Below are 19,603 nucleotides of genomic sequence, written 5' to 3'. Positions count from 1 at the left end.
CGCCAAGTTGCATCGTGAGCTTCATCCCAACATTAAATCCCTATTGAATGTTTGCATCGGAAAATTAAATCAGCATTCCCTCCTGAAAACTTCATTCAAAAAAATAGAAATCTCAAAAATTTCATCCTGCATCTCCCAATCGCTAGTTCACCACCAAAGTCGCTCCCCCAAAAGGCCTATCCTGCTCTCGTTCAAGCTTAAAAATAATTTGTAATTCGCCAAAAAATACCTATATTTGCGAACTAAAATTCGGAACAACACATGAGTACAATATTTTACCTCTTCATGGTACTTATCATGATTGCCTGTCTGCTTCTTATCATTGTTGTAATGGCTCAAAATCCCAAAGGTGGAGGGCTTTCTTCAACATTCGGAGGATCCGGGGCAGCTCAATTCGGCGTGCAACGAACCAACGATTTCATGGAAAAATCCACTTGGACGCTCGGAACAACCATTGTTGTACTTATCGTTCTAAGCGTCGTCCTAACGGCTAAACCTTCCTCTACGACAAAACCAGCTCCGGTGCAGCAGTCTTCTGCCCCAGCGCAACAAACTACGGCCCCTGCCTCTCAGCAGGCTCCCGCAGGAAAATAAAATCTATATTTATTTCGATTATCCTTCCGCTTTTAACTTTGTTAAAAGCGGATTTTTTTATTTCTTTCGGGCATTCGTTTAATATTAAATCCTTACTTTTGCTCTCTCCGAAAAATCATAACTACTCTATTCTAATATTTTGGCAGAAGAAAACAGAACCTTTCAGACCCAGCTAAAAAAAGCCATTGAGCAGCGCAACGTAAGTGAAACCGCCATCCTTATCTCGGAGATGGAAGCGGTAGATATTGCCGTGCTTTTTGAAGAACTGGACGAAGAGGAACAAAAATTCCTTTACGACCATATGGGTAATGAACAATCGGCCGAAATGCTTTTGGAAATCGACGAAGACGACCGAAAAAAATTCCTAAGCCACCTCTCTTCCAAAGAAATCGCCGATGAAATCATAAACGAAATTGATTCCGACGACGCTGCCGACATCATCGCCGAACTCCCCGAAGAACAGCAGGACGAAATCATCCAGCATCTGGATGACGAAGAACACGCCCAAAATATCGTGGATCTCCTCCGCTATGACGAAGACACCGCAGGAGGATTAATGGCCACCGAATTGGTAAAAGTAAATCAAAACCTTTCCATCATTTCCGCCGTCAAAGAAATGAGAAAACAAGCCGAAGAGATGGAAGAAGTCTACTCCATCTACGTGGTGGACGACAGCGAAAAACTCCTCGGCATACTCAGTCTGAAAAAACTACTGACCACTTCGTCCTCGACCAAAGTAGCCGAGGTTTTTAATCCCAAATTCCGTTCCGTTAAAGATTCCGAAGAAGCCGAAGAAGTTGCCCGTTTTATGCAACGTTACGACCTTTTTGAAGTGCCCGTTGTCGACTCTTTGGGTAAACTCGTAGGACGAATTACCGTGGACGACGTGATGGATTTCGTAAAAGAAGAAAGCGAAAAAGATTACCAATTGGCTTCAGGGATTTCCAGCGATGTCGACCATACCGACAATATCTTCAACATGACCAAAGCCCGATTACCTTGGTTGTTTATCGGTATGGTCGGAGGGCTTGTCGGCTCTCGAGTTTTGCAAGGCAATCAAAGCGCTCTCCAAAACGTTCCCGCTTTAATGTTTTTCGTCCCCCTAATTGCAGCTACCGCAGGAAACATCGGTGTCCAAGCCTCGGCCATCATCGTTCAGGGATTGGCGAACGACACCCTGGGAAAAGACACTTTCCGAACCCTCATCAAGGAGGTTAGCGTATCCGCCGCTTCAGGCCTCATTCTCTCCCTTATTATTTTCGGGTTCAACCTCCTTATCAACCATCATGATTTAACGGTTTCTTTAACCATCTCGGTCTCTCTGCTAGCCGTTATCATGGTCGCTGCCGTCATCGGAACGGTAGTCCCCATCATCCTTAACAAAAATAAAATTGATCCCGCTATCGCTACCGGCCCGTTTATCACCACCTCCAACGACATCCTCGGCGTACTCATCTATTTCTCCATCGCCCGAATGATTCTCCATATCTAAGGCGTATTTTCCTGTCTGATTTTATTAAGCAACCGCTCAATCTCATCCATCTTCGATTTTAAAGAATCAATGTTATTTTTATTGTTCGACACTTTGCTTTTCAGCATCACGGTACGAGCCTTTTCACTATAGTGTTCGTCATCTTCCCCCAATTCTTCGTGAATATCTTCGTTAATTTCCTCAATATCCTCCTGAATATCTTCAATGTTTTCGTTAATCTCCTCCACGTCTTCTTTTAAGACTTCGATGTGCTCGTTACTCTTATTAACCGACATTTGAATGAAAATCGCCAAATAAATCGCTTCCAAAGAAAGAATCGTGGTCAAAGTAAGAAGCATTGTATCAAAAGGCACCCAACCGAACACCGGTAAAAGAAAAGCCGCAATAAAAAGCAACGTATGAACCACTAAAGAAGATACCGATCCCACCCATAACATAACGCTATTAGCCACCCTCTCCAACCAACCGATTTTAGCCTGAATCCGCTCATCGAGCTCCGCCGCCGTATGATTTTGTTTCTGTTGCATGGTTAAAGATAAGGTTTTTTCTGCGGAATCGAAAATAAAAAACCACTCCTATAATAGGAGTGGTTTGTAGCGAAGACGGGAATTGAACCCGTGACCTCAGGGTTATGAATCCTGCGCTCTAACCATCTGAGCTACCTCGCCTTTAGAGTGGTGCAAATATAGAAATATTTTACAAATCCACAAAATTATTTTAAATCTAACGAAGAAATTACTTCACCAAAATGTTCCGGCTTATCCAAAATCACATTATTTTCATTTAAAATAATATAACTCGGCGTTGCATGAATGTTATACAACTCTCCATAAGAGCTATACCACCCTTTTAATTCCGAATCGTTAATCCATGGATAACTCTCCGCTTTAGCCAAATAAGAAGCCTTATCCGAGTCAAAAGACAATCCTATAATTTCCACTCCATTACGTTTCATTTGCTCGTAGTAAGGGATAAATTTAGGCAGCTCCGTTTCGCAATGCGAACAAGTGGAAGACCAAAACACCAAGACTTTTTTCTTCGCTTTCACTGCAGCAATGGACTTTGCTTTGGTATTGGTTGCCGAACGGAAAACATAGTCCGGAAGTTTTGCGCCTATTTCGGTTCTTTTATTCGTTTCAAGCGTAGACGCCAACCTTTCGTTAATCGTACACTTGAGATTTTTGGCCTCCGTCAAATATTTTTCTTTCAAAGCAGTCATCCCATAAGCATCAAAAATATCAATCAATTCCGAAAGCACCGTCTGACCTCTAGGCGTTTCTACATTCACCTCATCAAGTAAATTTTGCACCGCTGTCTCCGGCGATACCCCTCCCGCATTTTTGAGATAAGTCAATAAAAGAGGTTTCATAAGCCCACTGGTTTCCAAATAATCTCCAGAGTTCGATATAAAACGAAGAACCTCTTCATTAGATTCTCCTGCTTCTGAAGCCTGAAGAAGAAAACGCCCATACGTTGCCGTATAGTAACCGATGAAAGGATGAACAGAAACATCCGGCATAGTAGAAGACAAACGCGTTATCTCCTCATTAAGATTTTTATAAAAAGGAGCCGAAGGCTTATAATACCCTTTGATTTGGGAAAGCACCGGCAAAATATTTTTTTTCCGCATCTGAAGCCCCTGAACCTCATCCATCAAAGCATTAACCTCATCCGAAAAAATAACTTCTGTAATCTTATCGCCCTCGGTAGTCAATCGAATAGCCACATCTTTATTTTCCGATACTAAATTCACATTATAGTTAAATTCCGGAAAATAGATCTTCATCATTCCCGTATAAGACTTGGGATAAACCAGTTTCCATTGGCCTTTTTTCTGAAGAACTTTTCCGACCAAGACATCCTTAGAACCGTTAAGCGTATAAAAAAAAGCTTCGCTCCCTTCAAGATTACGATCTGAAACAACCTCGATTTTAAATTGCGCTCCTATTGAAATCCCCAAAAAGAGCAATAAAGAAAAAAAAATCCGTCTCATAGTAAAACTAAAAATAACCCACCAAGGTGGGTTATGTGTTATCTCATAATAAAATTAAGCTACTCTCTTGCGGTAATACCGACTAACAAAATAGAAAATAAAAGCTAAGCCAATGACTAACAAAGCGCCTTCATACATATCAATTGGTGTCTCCACCGGTGTACCAGGTCCTCCAGTAGCCTCTTCATTTAATTCAGGAGGCAAGGAAACAGATTGCTGAGCACTTAGTAAAGCAAATGAAATCGCAAAAACACCTAAGACCAGCTTATTGATTATTTTATTCATCATTATGTTTTTAATTATTTAAGAATTTTCTTCAAAACAGTTTCCCCTTTCTCTGAGGTAACTTTAACCAATAGTATTCCTTCCGATTTATCGTTCAAAGGCAGAACATAATCATTCACCGTAGACACATTTTTAGCCGAATGAATCAATTGCCCCGTAGCAGAATAAACTTCCACATCGGCTTTGGTCCATCCTTGAGCGAAACGCACCACCCATTCCTCACTCTTCTTAGCAACTACAGTAGACAACGAAGTCGTTCCCGATAATGCGGACAACGTACCTGAAGAAGGCTGCCCATAGTATAAATTATACGTAGCATATCCTACTGAGAGTTCATCTCCAGTTACTAATTTGGTGAGCCCCCCCTCTTCATTTCCAATATAGAAACTTTCACCTGAAGATAATTGATCTACAAGAAGTCCTCTTTCGTAAACAAAAAACTTAAGAGATTTAACCTTCGGATTAGCAATAACCATCGTTATTTTTTTTCCTTTGTAGTCTACCTCATTAGCCTCGTTGATATATAACTGCTTATTGGCGGTATAATCATCCTCTCCTTCACTTGTCTCTTCCTTCGTATATATTGCCGCTCCATCAAAGTTTGCTTGAAGTCTAGCCGCTACCGAAGACCCGGTAACAGCAGATGGAGAAACAGCATAGTAAGTTCTTCCTATCTCTTTATTATTCTCGTCCAATGCAATGACTCCCACCTGTTTAACGATAGCACTTGCAGGTAAAGCATTCGAAGAAATCCCCCTTCCAGTAGGACTAATTGAAGATTTTGAAGTATCCACAACGCTCGAAAACTTCCTACCATTGCCCAAGTTTACAACAGGATTTACATCCGAACTAAACTTTATTGCTACTTCTCCCAAAGGTTTTATCATCAGAGATTGTTCCACTGCTCCTACTTGCCATATCCCTCCCGATTGCTTTACAATAACCATTGTTGAAGCAGCATCATTATAGGTCGTTCCTACGCCATAAGACCAATTCAATCCTCCTCCACTAAAGTAAGATATACCTTCAACATCTGTCATAGCTAACCCCAAATTCGCCAAATGATACAAGTCTAGGTTAGTAAGAAATGGATTAGCAAATTGGCTCATTCTCTTGCCATAATTAGCACTCCATTTCACACTTTCAAAGACATCATTCAAATAGGAATTATACCTTTCTCTGTAATAATTTATCGAAGCTCCATTGACTCCAAAAGAAGACACTGTAGAAGTGAGCAAAGAAACAGCATTAGTATTCGCCTCGGCATCTCCCACTGGAACACCTTTAAACTCTTTTAAATCTGTATCTGGAGTCCATACCATAGACGCCAATGAATTTTGCACAGGAACAATGAAATAATCCGTAGGATTTCCCATCTTAGAATCCCCCCCTACTACCTGATCAAATCTAGAAGCTATATTATTCCATCTAAAAACCGAATTAGGAGCCCATCTCCCATTTCTTGTAAAGGTACCATTCGTTAAATTAAGATATCCTCCTACTGAATTATTTAAATCTTGCAGTGTAAAATCATAAAAAGGGAGACCAATTTGCTGACTTCCTCCCGTTGTACTATGATTAACATCTGCCATATATTCCTTCACAACTTTTCCGGTAATGCTTGCCTGAGGAATTCCTGAGATATAAAGTTGACCGTAAATGTTTTTCTGCAAAGAAGGGAATGTAGTATCCTCATAGAATTTTCTCCCAAAAACCAAACGGAAATTCGCACTATTGTCTATATCAATTCTGGATGCAACCGCCGCCGAATTATCCTTCATCACCATCATATTCCCCATGTTCAGCGCCGTACTATTAGCGTCCGCCTTTAGGCCTCCCCCATTGTACACCAATGTCCCATTGTTGACCGCCATGCTGGTACCAGGACCTATATAGGCTACATACTGAGCACCCACGGGAAGTGTCATCATTAGTAAACCAATAGCCAATAAATTTTTTTTCATTACCACTATATTTTGTGTTGTTTATTACATCAATCAAATACAATATATCACCTGCAAAGGTATTCATTTTTTCTGAATCCCCAACTTTTTTAATCCTTAATTATCGAAAATACTCAAATTATTCCAATTCAATTGCTTCTGCATCCAAAACAATCGCGCTCTCCTCCCCGATATTAAACATATAATCCTCTAAAACTTTTTCCGTCGTTCCCCGAAGGCCACGTGCGCCCAAACCTTTCGCCATGGTTTTTTCCACAATCTTCTCAATGGCTTCATCGGTAAACGTCAGCGTTATCCCGTCCATCTTGAACAACTCCACAAATTGGTTCACAATAGAATTCTTCGGCTCCTTCATAATACGCACCATCGTCTCTTTGGTCAAAGCATCCAAATAAGTCACAATCGGAAAACGCCCTAACAACTCCGGAATCAGCCCAAACTTGCGCAAATCAATCGCATTGATATACGGCAACACATCCTCTTCCTGCTTCTTCTCCAATTTATCCGCACTAAAACCTATCGCCTGTTTATTGAGCCTACGCTCGATAATTTCCTTAATTCCGTCGAAAGCCCCTCCCGCAATAAACAAAATATTCTGTGTATTGACCTGGATGTATTTCTGATCGGGATGCTTGCGCCCCCCTTGAGGCGGCACGTTAACAATACTTCCCTCCAAAAGCTTTAAAAGCCCCTGCTGAACTCCTTCTCCCGATACATCCCTCGTAATACTGGGATTATCGGACTTGCGGGCAATCTTATCAATCTCGTCGATAAACACAATGCCTCGTTCGGCCTTCTCCACATCGTAATCCGCCACCATCAAAAGTCGGGACAAAATACTTTCCACATCTTCTCCCACATACCCTGCCTCGGTCAAAATCGTGGCATCCACAATGCAAAAAGGCACATTAAGTTCGCGAGCGATGGTTTTAGCCAAAAGGGTTTTCCCCGTTCCGGTTTCCCCAATCATGATGATATTCGACTTCTCGATCTCCACCTCGCGCGACTCGTCCTGGGCATGAAGAAGCCGTTTATAATGATTATAAACCGCTATCGCCAACTGCTTCTTGGCCTGATCCTGACCAATCACATATTGATCCAGAAAAGTCTTAATCTCCTTCGGCTTTTTAAGTTCATCCAAATGAACCGCCGGCGATCCCGCCCCTTCCTTGAGCGTATCTTTTACAATGACGTGAGCCTGCTCGATACAGTTTTCACAAATAAAACCATCCTGGCCGGACACCAGCATCTGCACTTCCTGTCTTTTTCGTCCGCAAAATGAACATTGATTAGGATTCATTCTTTACTTATAAATATTTATATAATGAGCTTTCGGCTCCGAAACCGCTTTTTTATCTATGCAATTACTAAGCCGTCGTAATTTTCGCTTGAATCTCCTGATATTCCTCAGGAGTTAATTTCAGCCTTTTGTTTTCAAAATTCAAATCCGAAACCGACTGAAGAGGAACCAAATGGATATGCGCATGAGGCACTTCCAACCCCACAACCGCTACCCCAACACGAACACAAGGAATCGCCGCGCCAATCTTTTGAGCCACTTCTTGGGCAAACCCCCAAAGATTTTTAAAAGCCTCGCTCTCCAAATCGAAAATAAGATCCACCTCCTTCTTCGGAACCACCAGCGTATGCCCCTTTACCAAAGGCATCGCATCCAAAAACGCGATAAAATCTTCGTCCTCCGCAATTTTATAACACGGAATTTCCCCGTTGATGATTTTCGTAAAAACAGAACTCATGACCTTAAATTTTAATATCGGACTAAAGGGTTATTTCTAAAACCTCAAAAGACAACTTATTTCCGTTAGGCAAAACAATTTCAGCCTTGTCCCCCACCGCTTTCCCCAAAAGCCCTTTGGCAATAGGAGTATTCACGGAAATCTTTCCACTTTTCAAATCGCTCTCGTTATCGGGAACCAAAGTGAATTTCTGTTCTTGTTTCGTCCCGTGGTTCATCAATCTCACCGTCGTCAAAATGGCCACTTTAGACGTATCCAACTGAGACTCGTCAATCACCTTAGAAGTCGCAATAGCATCCTTCAACTTGGCAATTTTCATCTCCAACATGCCCTGAGCCTCCTTAGCCGCATCGTATTCGGCATTTTCGGAAAGATCCCCTTTGTCCCTCGCTTCCGCAATCTGCTGGGTGATACGGGGTCTTTCAACGCTCTCTAACTGCTCCAACTCCGCTTTCATTTTTTCCAATCCTTCTTTTGTAACGTATGTTGCCATAATTTTTTAATTTTGAATTTGGTAAAAAAAAATTATCCGACCTCTTGGCACGGACAATGTTTCGCTTTTAATATCGTTTACAAAGATACACATATTTTTTGACATGAGACAAATATTAGTTTTAATTTTATTGATTTCCAGCATCTTAACCCTTTCCTCCTGCCGAAACACCGAAGAAACGGTTTCTTGTTTCCCTCACGCCCCCGTTAACGTAAGTCTAAACCTCAATTTACCTTCTTATCAAAACCTTCAAACCGTCGGAGGATGGGTTTACATCAACGAACAAAGCGCCGGAACAAGAGGCCTAATCGTGGTACGAACCGATTCGGGATTTCGGGTGTACGACCGCAATGCGCCCCACCTTTGCCCCGACACCCAAACCACGCTTTCCGTAGTCAACAACATCAAAATCGTATGCGAAAAAGACGGCGCCGAATGGATTTTACTAACCGGCGAACCAACAAAAACCGCAAAAATCCCCCCTAAAATCTACCCTTACCAATACTTCCCATCAAGCAACATTCTCGTTCTGTACAACTAACACCATCATTACAATACCCCAACCATGAAAATTATTCTCCAAAGGGTACGCCATGCCCAAGTCGAAGTTGAAGGAAACATCATCGGAAAAATCAACCAAGGGCTATTACTACTGGTCGGTATCGACCAAGACGATAGCGAAGCCGACGCCGACTGGTTGGTTCAAAAAACACTAAACCTCCGAGTCTTTTCGGATCAAGACGGGAAAATGAACCTTTCCGTTCGCGATATCGGCGGCGAACTGCTATGCATCAGCCAATTCACCCTTTTAGCCGACTACAAAAAAGGAAACCGTCCCTCCTACATCCGCGCCGCCCGTCCCGAAAAAGCCATCCCCCTATTCGATTATTTCAAAAAAGAACTCGCCAAAAGCGGACTAAAAACCGACAGCGGCCAATTCGGCGCCGACATGAAAGTCTCACTCCTCAACGACGGCCCCGTTACCATCGCCATGGACAGCAAAACCAAATCGTAAAAAAAATGGCCTTTCAGCCGTGTCATCAATTTCAAGAAACATACCCGCAAACATTATTTCTCCTGAGGCACACTACTAAAAGTAATGGAACTGCGCACATTCAAATCCGAAGTCGGCGAAGACTTCAAAGTGTACACGATACGCTGTTGCACCGCCGTCCCCGACTTCATCACCGCATCCAAAACCCCGGATTTCACATCCAAAGAAAGCGTCCCGCCGAGATTATCCGCAATACGGTCCCGCTCCGCCACCAAAATCTCGTTTCCACCCGAAGTAAGATAAACCTTCACCTCTTTGAAAACCCCAACCCCTTGCGCCCCCGACGTCACCGTAAGAGAAGCCGTTCCAGCCGTGATATTCTTCACATTGGAGCTCGCCCCAAACATTTGACTCAAATTCGTCCCCGACCCCACCGAAGCAAGTGTTGTATGCGCCGGAGAACCCTGAGCCACTACAAAATTACTATTATAAGGCAGAGTATTCTGCACGATAGAAGAAACCGTCCCACAACTTCCCAAAACAGAAGCCGCCACAAGCCCGATCAAAATTTGCTTTCTCATAAAAAATCGAATTTTAAGCCTTACAAATTACGAAAACCATACCAAACCCCTCACCCCTTTCGCAAAAAATCATCATTTACGCTTCGCCCCAAGAGCCTGCTTTACCTTTTCTATACTCCGCTTAGCCGAATCCTCCAAAACCAATGAAGCACTCATCAAAATACGCTCCGGCATCAGTTCCGAAAAATGCGACGTTCCCTCCCAAGCCATTCTTTTGATAAAACCCAACGCCTCCGGACTCCGGGAAACCAACCGCTCCATAAAAGCCGAAATAGCCAAATCCATCGACGCAATATCCTCCGACACCGAATGGTATATATTATGCCGCGCCGCCCAATCAGCACTGCGAAACCCCGCATCAATCGCCATCGCAGCCAGTTGAGAAGCTCCAATCTTCCGCTCAACATAAGGACCAATCACAAAAGGACCAATCCCCAAATTAACCTCCGTAAGCGCCAAAGACGCCTCTTTAGTCGCAAAACAATAATCCGCACCGCAGGCAATCCCAACGCCGCCCCCCGTCGTCTTCCCCTGCACCCTCACTACAACAATCTTTCCGCACGTCCGCATCGCTTCCAAAACCTTGGCAAAACCTCCAAAAAAAGCCCGAGAAGCCTCCAGCGTTTCAATTTCTAATAATTCCTCGAAACTAGCCCCCGCACAAAAAGCCTTCTCACCATGGGATTTCAACAAAATCGCTTTCACTTCCTCTTTAGCCGCCTGAACCTTAATCGTCTGAGCCAAACGCTCCAGTATCTCCCCCGGCAACGAATTGCTCTTAGGCGTACCAAACGTAATTTCAGCCACGCCGTGAATTACTTCAGCCCTTACAAATGCCTCCATAAATATTCCTTTTATTTTTTTAATTCAACTACAATCCTTTGTATTTAGGTTTTCTTTTCTCCAAAAAAGCAGAAACCCCCTCCTTAAAATCTTGCGTTTCCGCAGCCTCCTGCTGCAAAACCCCTTCCAAATCCAACTGCTCCTCCAACGTAAGACGATACGACGACGCAAAAGCCCTCTTCGTCAAAGCAATCGCCCGCGTCGGCTGATCACAAAGCGACTCCAAAACTTCCAAAGCCTCCTCCATAAAGGTCTCGTCCGGAAAAACTTCCGCAACCAACCCCATTGCCACTGCCTCTTCCGCCGAAACCCGCTTCCCCGTAAAAGCCAGATAGGAAGCCCGTTGCCGCCCAACCAACTTGGGAAGGTAATACGTCCCCGCCGTATCCGGAATCAAACCAATATTAACGAAAGCCTGCGAAAAATAAGCCGTTTTCGCCGCCAAAGAGAAATCACAGATTAAAGACAACATCGCGCCCGCCCCCACAGCCGCCCCATTCACCAAAGCGATCACAGGCTTGGCACATTCGGTGATTTCCAAAACCAAAGGATTATAATAAGTCTTAACAAAGCATTCCACCGACCGATCTTCCTCCATCGCCCCCAAAGCCAAAACCTCTTTGAGATCCTGCCCCGAACAAAACGCCTTGCCACGTCCCGAAATCGCCAAACACCTAATCTTTTCGTCCCTGCCACAAGCCTCCACCCAATCCCGCAATTCCGTAAGCACCTCCGCATTAAGACTGTTAAAGCGTTCCGGGCGGTTAAGGTAAGCCAGCCCCAACCGTCCCTCAAAATGAAGCTCCGTCTCTAAAAACCTGTAATTTGCTCCCATTCTTATCATTTTTAGCATCCGCTAAATATATAAAAAATACCACAAAAACACCCCTGCGACATTCCACACCCCTCAAAAAACCGATAAACCCTATTTTTTACGGTTTAATCCCCCCCTTTAAAAACACAAAAAAGCAAACAATAAACAAATAACAATAAAATAAACTTTTTTAATTTGATAATTCAGAATATTTTATTTTGTTTTTATAATTTTGAAGAAACAAATAACCAAAACCATAAAAAAAATAGGAATTACTCTTCATGTCACATTCTATTAACAAAAAAACCTCTAACGCTTTCTTCTTCATGTCCCACATCATGAAGAAGAGAAAAAAATCCGCAAACGTGTAAGAAGTCTCAAAAACTCAATTCCTATTTAAAAGCTTCGAACACTGAACCGTTCGGAGCTTTTTTTCAACATCAAAAAAAAGAAAAAAAATAATACAACCAATTATGAAAAAGAAGCTACTAAATGCAGGCGCCCTCGGCCTCCTTTTCTTCGGAGGAGGACAGGCCCTCGCCCAAGCGCAAGACAGCACGAAAACCAAAAACATCGAAGAAGTGGTAATCGTAGCCTATGGAAAACAAAAAGCAAAAGCCGTGGTAGGCTCCGTTTCCAGCATCGGAAAAGACATCCTCTCCACCCAACAAACCACCAACGTGGCAACCGCCATCCAAGGAAGCGTTCCCGGTGTCAATATCATAGGTTCAGCCACCCCAGGCAGCACCCCTACCATCCGAGTGAGGGGAATCGGCTCTATCAACGCCAGCTCCGACCCCCTTATCGTTGTTGACGGCGCCCCCTACACCGGAAGCCTCTCCAACATATCTCAAGAAGAAATCGAAAGCATCAACATATTAAAAGACGGCTCTGCCACGTCGCTCTACGGCTCCAGAGGAGCCAACGGCGTCATATTAGTAACCACCAAAAAAGGCAGAAAAGGCGCCCCTAGAGTAACCCTCCAGTCGTCCTTGGGGTTCTCCTCCCCCGTCAACAACCTCTATCCGCTTATCGACAACACACGCTACCTAAATTACACCTGGGAATCCCTGCGCAACACCTACGTCGCCAACAACGGTTATTCCCGAGCAGAAGCCGGAGTGAAAGCCTCCAACGAGGTCATCCCTCTGCTTCAATACAACCCCTATAACGTTACCACTCCGGTTGACGCAAACGGAAACCTCGTTCCCGGCGCATCCCTGCTATGGAACACCGACTGGGCCAAGCATCTTCTTAACCGATCCGCCGAAAGACAAGAAACCAGCGCAACCGTCTCCGGTGGTTCCGAACAGAATTCTTACTTCCTGAGTGCAAACTACCTCAAACAAGAAGGCGCCATCAAAACCACCAATTTTGAAAGATTCGCCACCCGTTTAAACTTGGAATCCAAAGTTAAATCCTGGCTCACGATAGGCCTTAACACTTCTTACGTTTCCAACTCCCGAAACGTTCCCAATCAGTCAGGCTCCACTTACGGTTCTGCCATGTCCAGCATCTACGGAATATCTTCCGTCTATCCGGTTTACCAAAGAGATCCCAACGGCAATCTGGTTCGCGACCCCAATGGCAACCTCCTCTACGACTACGGAGGAGGCTCTCCCGGTGTCCTGAACTCCCAAAGGCCGTTCTTAAGAAACGTAAACCCCGTGGGAAGACAACAAGAAAACGAATATCTGAGAACAACCAATACATTATCACTTAACGGATTTGTGAAAATAGACCTCTCCGAAGATCTCTCATTCCGTTCCAACTACTCCTACGAGCAAAATAGCCTGAACAATGCCACTTACTACGACAGCCAAAACGGAGAATACGCCCCTCAAGGCGGAATGGTAACCGTATCAAGAGACATTTATTCCACCAAAAACTTCATCAATTCCCTAAATTATTCCAAAGCATTAGGCCACCATCACGTTACCGCCGATGCCATTAGTGAAATGTTCGACAAAAAAGCAGATTTCCTAACGGCATCCGGACAAGGACTATTCCCGGGCATTCAAGTCCTGAGCGGAACCACCACCCCTTACCAAACCACAGGTTATCTACTAAACCAACGACTCATCGGGCTATTAGGCCGGCTAAGCTACAACTATAAGGAAAAATACTTTCTCGAAGGTTCTTTCCGTAGAGACGGTTCCAGTGTCTTTGGAAGCGACACAAGATGGGGGAATTTTTACTCCGTAGGAGGTGCCTACATCGTCAGCGAAGAAAATTTCCTGAAAAACAATCGAACCCTTAGTTTCTTAAAACTAAAAGCCTCGTACGGCGAGCTGGGAAATAACGACTTTGGCCCTCTCAATTATTTCCCTTACCTTAATACTTACCTCACCGGCTATTCCGTAGGAAATGCCATCGGCATCCTCTTATCCAGCCCCAAAGACGCTTTCCTGACCTGGGAAAAAACCGCTTCGTCCAATGTCGGAATCGAGCTGGGCTTATTCCAAAACCGAGTCAGCATCAACGCCGACTACTACAACAAAACATCCGTTGACCTGATCGGCCCCATGATCACCGCAGGCTCTACAGGCGCAACCTCCATCACTTCCAACATCGGAAAACTCAAAAATTACGGTTGGGAATTCAGCCTCAACACCAAAAATGTCCGAAGCAGCCAATTTCGCTGGGATACCGGACTGAATTTCTCCTTTGACCGTAACCAAATCCTAGCCCTGAGTCGAGACAACACCCCTCAGATCATGGGAACCAAACGATGGGAAGTGGGACGTTCCCTCTACGATTTCTATCTCCAAGAGTACGCCGGTGTCAATCCCGATAACGGAAACCCCATGTGGTACAAAGACGTCACCAACGCCAACGGAGTAACCACCAAAGTAACCACCGAAGATCACTCGGAAGCAAGCCAATACTACCACAAAAGCTCCCTGCCTTGGGTTATCGGAGGATTCACCAACTACGTCAGATACAAAAATTTTGACTTCAACGCTTTGGTCAACTTCAGCTTCGGAGCCCATCTCTACGATTACACTTACGCCGGTTTAATGAGCGGAAGCTTCGACGGAAGCCCCCGCAGCACAGATTTGGAAAGACGATGGCAAAACCCCGGAGACCAAACCGACGTCCCACGGCTAAGCTATTCGTCCCTTCAGGAAACCCAGCTTTCCACCCGATTCTTGTTCAAAAACGATTAGTAAGGTTAAAAGCCCTCAATCTCGGCTATAATTTCAATCGCCAAGACCTCGAAAAAATCGGATTGCGAAACCTAAGACTCTTCCTTCAAGCAGACAACCTATGGACTTGGCAAACCCGAAAAAACATCGACCCTGAACAAGCCCTAAACGGATTGACCGACAACAGGGCCTCCAACCTTAAAACCGTGTCTTTTGGATTAAAACTCGAACTTTAAAAAACAGAAAAAATGAATCTAAATCAAATAAAAATCGCTGCGGCAGCAGCCCTTCTGACTCTCTCCGTAGCCTGTAGCCGCTACCTTGACGAACCCCAACCTACCGATGAAATCAGCCTCGGATTGGTTTTTTTTCCAACACGGAAAACGCCGAAGCCAACCTCACGGGGATTACCGGCCTACTGAGAACCGACTCCGGATCTCTTCTCGGACAGGACGCCACCAATCTAGGCAGCGTCTATTTCGCCCGAACCGTAAGAGGTGAAGATTTCATCGTCCCCAGCAGCTGGTACTCGGGCGATTACCAAAACATCGCCCGGCTGGCCACCTACCGAAGACCAAACTTCACATGGAATTATTTCTACAAAATGATCCGCCAGGTTAACGAATTCATCGCCGGCGTACAAAACAGCTCCGGTATTGCCGACGCTCAAAAAAACTCATTAATCGCCCGAGCCAAGGTACTGAGAGCATTAGCCTATTTTGAATTGGTTCAGGATTTCCAACTGAACTACCAGGTCGCCAAAGACCTTCCCGCCCTGCCGATCTACTCGCAGTACAAGCAAAGAAGCCAACCCTCTGAGCTCTACCGCCGAGGTGTACGATTTCATCACCTCCGATCTGGAAAGCGCACTACCAGAACTATCGTACGCTCGAACCTCCAAAGCTTTTATCAACAAACAAGTCGGCTACGCCATCGCAGCCAGAGTCTACCAAGTTAAAGGCGATTGGAACAAAGCCGCAGAATACGCCAATCTCGCTTACGGAAGCAGCGTAGGAGGCGCACTAAATGCGACCGAATACGCCGAAGGATTCAAAAACCTAAACAGCCACGAGTGGATCTTAGGTTACGGACAATAATCCGGACAAACCATTTACTGGATGCAGGCTCCCCACTCCTTTACCGACCTTTCCCCCGTAAACGACGGCTACAGCAACGTCTACGTCAGCGCCTCCCTTTACAATCTCTTCTCCGATACCGACGTGAGAAAGCGATTCAACGTTAACCCAAGGCTCAACAACCACACCAAATACAGCACTCATAAATTCACTTTCAACAAGGATGCTTCCGCTGCACCTTACATCAGAACCTCAGAAATAATCCTGATCGAAGCCGAAGCCAAAAATCTGCTTTTCCAACTGCAAAACAACAGAGATCCCCAAGCGGTAAAATCACCCCATACAGGAGCCGCCTTATTTGAAGAAATCCTTACCGAGAGAAGAAAAGAACTCTATGGCGAAATCGGCGTGGAAGTTTACGACGCAAGACGACTCTCCCGCCCTTTGAAAAGAAGCAGCGTACACCCCGTACAACTCTCCTTTGAGGCCAACGACAAAAAACTTCTCTACCAATACCCCCAGCAGGAGATTGATGCCAATCCGCATCTCCCCAAAACCATCAATTCGGATCGTTAGGACTATAGTTTTTTCATTTTTATTTAATTTTTAATCCGCAGGGAGCCTCTTGGAGAAGCTCCCTGCAACATTTTCCCACCAAGGGTTTAACTTGGAATTCCTCCCGTCTTTTTTACCGAAGATTCTTTATCTTTGTGAAAAAATAACTACAATATGCCGAAAATATCTCAAAGAGCCTCCCAAATGCCTGCTTCGCCGGTAAGAAAACTCGTTCCTTACGCCCTGCAAGCCAAACAAAAAGGAATAAAAGTATACCATCTCAACATCGGCCAACCGGACATCGAAACACCGTCCACCGCATTGGAAGCCCTAAAGAACATCGACCTAAAAGTCTTGGAATACGCCCTTTCCGAAGGAAATTTAGATTATCGGAAAGCCTTGCAAACCTATTACCACAATTTAGGCTTTTCCGACTTAACCACCGATCAATTCATTGTAACCAACGGCGGTTCGGAAGCCCTAAGTTTTGCCATCTCCACTCTTTGTGATGACGGCGACGAAATCATCATTCCCGAACCTTATTACGCAAACTACAACGGGTTCACCAGTAATTTCAACGTGAAAGTCGTTGCCGTTCCTTCCTCAATTGAGACCGGCTTTGCGCTCCCCTCCATTGAAGAGTTTGAGAAGAAAATTACCGACAAAACCAGAGCCATCATCATTTGCAACCCCGGCAACCCGACGGGCTACCTCTACACACGTGAAGAACTGCAAAAATTGGCCGAGATTGCTTTGAAACACGACATCGTCATTATTTCCGACGAGGTTTATCGGGAGTACGTTTACGACGGAGAAAAACAAATTTCCATTTTGGAATTCCCCGAACTAAAGAACCACGCCATCGTCATCGACTCCGAATCCAAACGCTACTCCATGTGTGGCGCAAGAATAGGCTGCCTCATCACCCGTTCCCAAACCATTCGCGACGCCGTTATGCTTTTTGCACAAGCGCGACTTAGCCCCGTCCTATTAGGGCAAATCGCTGCCACAGCCGCACATCAAGACGACGACGCCTACATCCGTAGCGTAAGGGAAGAATACACCCGTCGCCGAGATCTTTTGGTAGGATTATTAAACGCCATTCCGGGCGTAAGCTGCCCAACCCCTAAAGGCGCCTTTTACTGTGCCGCCGAGCTTCCCGTCGACGATTCCGACAAGTTCGCCCAATGGCTCTTGGAAAAATACGCCGACAACAACGAAACCGTTATGGTCGCCCCAATGAGCGGCTTCTACAGCAACCCCGAATTAGGCAAAAAACAAGTCCGGATTGCTTACGTCCTCAAAGAAGAAGACCTGAAACGCAGCGTGGAGCTCCTAAGCGATGCCCTCAAAAAATACCGAGAAGAATTCAACCTTTAATTCCTTCTACACCGAAGCCGTGTCCAACGATACGGTTTCGGTGTTTTATTCCCTTAATCCCCTTATCATTCGGATCAACCGACGCAAACCATGAACAAAATAAAAGAAAACATCTCCCTAAAACCCTATAATACGTTCGGCGTTGAAGCTAAAACCCGATACTTCGTCGAAATTCATTCCACAGAAGAACTAAAGCAACAGCTTGAATACTTCCGAAAAGAACACCCCTCTCTCCCTCTCCTCTTACTGGGAGGTGGAAGCAACATCTTGCTCACAAAAGATTTTGAAGGCTTAACCCTAAAATTAAACCTCAAAGGCTTAAGCGAAGCCCGCACCACCGACAACACCGTACTGATCACAGCACAAGCCGGAGAAAACTGGCACGAATTCGTCCTCCACTGCATCGAAAAAAATTACGGCGGACTGGAAAATCTTGCCCTAATTCCCGGCAACGTAGGAACTTCCCCCATGCAAAACATCGGGGCTTACGGCGTGGAAATTAAAGACGTGATGCATTCCTGCAAAGCCCTGAATCTGGAAACCTTGGAAATCGAAACCTTCACCAACGCCCAGTGCCAATTCGGCTACCGAGATTCATTCTTCAAACAGAAAGGAAAAGGAAAATACATCATTACCGAGGTAACGTTTTGCCTAACCACCAAAAATCACAAAATCCAAACCGAATACGGCGCCATCCGACACGAACTTGAGCAAATGAAAATCACCTCGCCAAGCATTCAGGACATTGCAAAAGCCGTGATAAAAATAAGAGAAAGCAAACTCCCAAACCCTCTTCTGATAGGCAACGCAGGAAGCTTCTTCAAAAACCCCACCGTCAGCCAGGCGTTTTTCAAAAATCTGCAACACCTACACCCCAACATTCCGCATTATCCGACCGGCGAGCAAATCAAAATCCCCGCCGGATGGCTCATCGAACAATGCGGCTGGAAAGGCCGCCAAATCGGAAACGTCGCCGCCCATCCCCTTCAAGCCCTGGTCCTGACTAATGCCACGGGAAAAGCCAGCGGACAAGAAGTCTACGACTATTCCAGCGAAATCATCCAATCGGTCCATGAAAAATTCGGAATAGAACTGGAAAGAGAAGTCAATATTTTATAAAATTCCTACTTTTCAAAAGGCGCCCTGCCAAAACACCGCAAGGCGTCTATTTTTCCCCTAAGAACATAGCCCAGCCATACCCCCAACGTATTCAGTAAAAAATCATCCACATCAAAAACTCCCATCCGGGAAAAGTATTGCGCCGCTTCAACCAAAAGCAAAGCCGACCAAAACAACCTCAAAAGCGTCCCTAAATCCTTATAACGTTCATTCATCCAACCCAAAAAACCAAAGGGCACAAATAAAAAGACATTTCCCAAAATATTCACGACCAAATTCCACCACCGCCCCCAAAGGATATTTTGACGAACAAACTCCAAAGTAGACCCCACCAGCACCAACCGAACCACATAATGATCCATCGGCGCCCGCCCCACTCCCAACAACATAAGATACAACAATAATATCGTATAAGGGATTATTGCAATGCGATAAAGCCTCTTCCACATTTCAAGGCAAAGATAATTCAAATTGAAAATAGTATTTTTGCATTATTCTTAATCCTCCGATTTCA

Annotated in this window: 21 protein-coding genes and 1 tRNA gene; 10 read left to right on the top strand and 12 right to left on the bottom strand. The window is 44.8% G+C overall.

Features of this window, described 5'->3' with window-relative positions; all coding sequences use genetic code 11:
* Nucleotides 1–261: 261 nt before the first annotated feature.
* Both secG and mgtE read left to right on the top strand, forming a co-directional pair.
* A complete protein-coding gene (gene secG, locus VQ048_RS00475) occupies nucleotides 262–594 on the top strand; it encodes a preprotein translocase subunit SecG (protein ID WP_327609723.1) in 333 nt (110 codons plus the stop codon).
* 184 nt (nucleotides 595–778) lie between these two features.
* Complete coding sequence (gene mgtE / locus VQ048_RS00470) at nucleotides 779–2,086, top strand: magnesium transporter (protein ID WP_442872804.1); 1,308 nt, start codon at nucleotides 779–781, stop codon at nucleotides 2,084–2,086.
* Here the strand turns inward: mgtE and VQ048_RS00465 are convergent.
* From VQ048_RS00465 to greA, 8 genes are all read right to left on the bottom strand, one after another.
* Nucleotides 2,083–2,613: a DUF1003 domain-containing protein gene (locus VQ048_RS00465; protein WP_327609722.1), complete on the bottom strand. Its 531-nt coding sequence runs from the start codon at nucleotides 2,611–2,613 to the stop codon at nucleotides 2,083–2,085. The two genes, mgtE and VQ048_RS00465, sit on opposite strands and share 4 nt — an antisense overlap.
* Before the next feature lie 67 nt (nucleotides 2,614–2,680).
* Nucleotides 2,681–2,754, bottom strand: a tRNA-Met gene (locus VQ048_RS00460).
* A 44-nt stretch (nucleotides 2,755–2,798) separates the two neighbouring features.
* Nucleotides 2,799–4,079: a TlpA family protein disulfide reductase gene (locus VQ048_RS00455; RefSeq protein ID WP_327609721.1), complete on the bottom strand. Its 1,281-nt coding sequence runs from the start codon at nucleotides 4,077–4,079 to the stop codon at nucleotides 2,799–2,801.
* A 54-nt stretch (nucleotides 4,080–4,133) separates the two neighbouring features.
* The gene (locus VQ048_RS00450) at nucleotides 4,134–4,367 is read right to left on the bottom strand and encodes a hypothetical protein (protein WP_327609720.1); all 234 of its coding nucleotides are present in this window, start codon (nucleotides 4,365–4,367) and stop codon (nucleotides 4,134–4,136) included.
* Between the two features lie 11 nt (nucleotides 4,368–4,378).
* Entirely contained in the window at nucleotides 4,379–6,328 is a 1,950-nt protein-coding gene (locus tag VQ048_RS00445) for a T9SS type A sorting domain-containing protein (RefSeq protein WP_327609719.1), read from the bottom strand.
* Between the two features lie 118 nt (nucleotides 6,329–6,446).
* Complete coding sequence (gene clpX / locus VQ048_RS00440) at nucleotides 6,447–7,628, bottom strand: ATP-dependent Clp protease ATP-binding subunit ClpX (protein ID WP_327609718.1); 1,182 nt, start codon at nucleotides 7,626–7,628, stop codon at nucleotides 6,447–6,449.
* Between the two features lie 67 nt (nucleotides 7,629–7,695).
* Nucleotides 7,696–8,085: an HIT family protein gene (locus VQ048_RS00435; protein WP_327609717.1), complete on the bottom strand. Its 390-nt coding sequence runs from the start codon at nucleotides 8,083–8,085 to the stop codon at nucleotides 7,696–7,698.
* Nucleotides 8,086–8,107: 22 nt separating this feature from the next.
* Nucleotides 8,108–8,578, bottom strand: coding sequence for a transcription elongation factor GreA (gene greA, locus VQ048_RS00430; protein WP_327609716.1), 471 nt, complete (start codon nucleotides 8,576–8,578; stop codon nucleotides 8,108–8,110).
* Between the two features lie 103 nt (nucleotides 8,579–8,681).
* Between greA and VQ048_RS00425 the strand changes: the two genes are divergently transcribed.
* Entirely contained in the window at nucleotides 8,682–9,119 is a 438-nt protein-coding gene (locus tag VQ048_RS00425; RefSeq protein ID WP_327609715.1) for a hypothetical protein, read from the top strand.
* 24 nt (nucleotides 9,120–9,143) lie between these two features.
* Complete coding sequence (gene dtd, locus VQ048_RS00420) at nucleotides 9,144–9,593, top strand: D-aminoacyl-tRNA deacylase (RefSeq protein ID WP_327609714.1); 450 nt, start codon at nucleotides 9,144–9,146, stop codon at nucleotides 9,591–9,593.
* 53 nt (nucleotides 9,594–9,646) lie between these two features.
* On the opposite strand, the gene VQ048_RS00415 is transcribed toward dtd, so the two are convergent.
* The 3 genes from VQ048_RS00415 to VQ048_RS00405 form a co-directional block, all read right to left on the bottom strand.
* Nucleotides 9,647–10,153, bottom strand: a complete 507-nt coding sequence (locus tag VQ048_RS00415) for a hypothetical protein (RefSeq protein WP_327609713.1) — start codon at nucleotides 10,151–10,153, stop codon at nucleotides 9,647–9,649.
* Nucleotides 10,154–10,225: 72 nt separating this feature from the next.
* A complete protein-coding gene (locus VQ048_RS00410) occupies nucleotides 10,226–10,996 on the bottom strand; it encodes an enoyl-CoA hydratase/isomerase family protein (RefSeq protein WP_327609712.1) in 771 nt (256 codons plus the stop codon).
* A 28-nt stretch (nucleotides 10,997–11,024) separates the two neighbouring features.
* Complete coding sequence (locus VQ048_RS00405; protein ID WP_327609711.1) at nucleotides 11,025–11,831, bottom strand: enoyl-CoA hydratase/isomerase family protein; 807 nt, start codon at nucleotides 11,829–11,831, stop codon at nucleotides 11,025–11,027.
* 452 nt (nucleotides 11,832–12,283) lie between these two features.
* Here VQ048_RS00405 and VQ048_RS00400 point away from each other — a divergent pair, with 452 nt between their 5' ends.
* The 6 genes from VQ048_RS00400 to murB all read left to right on the top strand — a co-directional run bounded on the left by VQ048_RS00400 (nucleotide 12,284) and on the right by murB (nucleotide 19,089).
* Complete coding sequence (locus tag VQ048_RS00400) at nucleotides 12,284–14,980, top strand: SusC/RagA family TonB-linked outer membrane protein (RefSeq protein ID WP_327609710.1); 2,697 nt, start codon at nucleotides 12,284–12,286, stop codon at nucleotides 14,978–14,980.
* Between the two features lie 62 nt (nucleotides 14,981–15,042).
* The gene (locus tag VQ048_RS00395) at nucleotides 15,043–15,195 is read left to right on the top strand and encodes a hypothetical protein (protein WP_327609709.1); all 153 of its coding nucleotides are present in this window, start codon (nucleotides 15,043–15,045) and stop codon (nucleotides 15,193–15,195) included.
* Between the two features lie 122 nt (nucleotides 15,196–15,317).
* A complete protein-coding gene (locus tag VQ048_RS13065) occupies nucleotides 15,318–15,917 on the top strand; it encodes a RagB/SusD family nutrient uptake outer membrane protein (RefSeq protein ID WP_503619818.1) in 600 nt (199 codons plus the stop codon).
* 160 nt (nucleotides 15,918–16,077) lie between these two features.
* Nucleotides 16,078–16,611, top strand: a complete 534-nt coding sequence (locus tag VQ048_RS00375; RefSeq protein ID WP_327609706.1) for a RagB/SusD family nutrient uptake outer membrane protein — start codon at nucleotides 16,078–16,080, stop codon at nucleotides 16,609–16,611.
* A gap of 153 nt (nucleotides 16,612–16,764) precedes the next feature.
* Nucleotides 16,765–17,970 carry a pyridoxal phosphate-dependent aminotransferase gene (locus VQ048_RS00370; protein WP_327609705.1) on the top strand — a complete coding sequence of 402 codons (1,206 nt, stop codon included), beginning with the start codon at nucleotides 16,765–16,767 and terminating at the stop codon, nucleotides 17,968–17,970.
* A gap of 90 nt (nucleotides 17,971–18,060) precedes the next feature.
* Nucleotides 18,061–19,089, top strand: a complete 1,029-nt coding sequence (gene murB / locus VQ048_RS00365) for a UDP-N-acetylmuramate dehydrogenase (RefSeq protein ID WP_327609704.1) — start codon at nucleotides 18,061–18,063, stop codon at nucleotides 19,087–19,089.
* A gap of 5 nt (nucleotides 19,090–19,094) precedes the next feature.
* On the opposite strand, the gene VQ048_RS00360 is transcribed toward murB, so the two are convergent.
* Nucleotides 19,095–19,559: a VanZ family protein gene (locus VQ048_RS00360; protein ID WP_327609703.1), complete on the bottom strand. Its 465-nt coding sequence runs from the start codon at nucleotides 19,557–19,559 to the stop codon at nucleotides 19,095–19,097.
* Between the last annotated feature and the right edge of the window lie 44 nt (nucleotides 19,560–19,603).

This window comes from Bergeyella anatis, assembly GCF_036016955.1.
GTDB lineage: Bacteria > Bacteroidota > Bacteroidia > Flavobacteriales > Weeksellaceae > JAYWXI01.
Note: the sequence above shows the minus strand (reverse complement) of the source record. Positions and strands in the feature narration are given on the sequence as shown.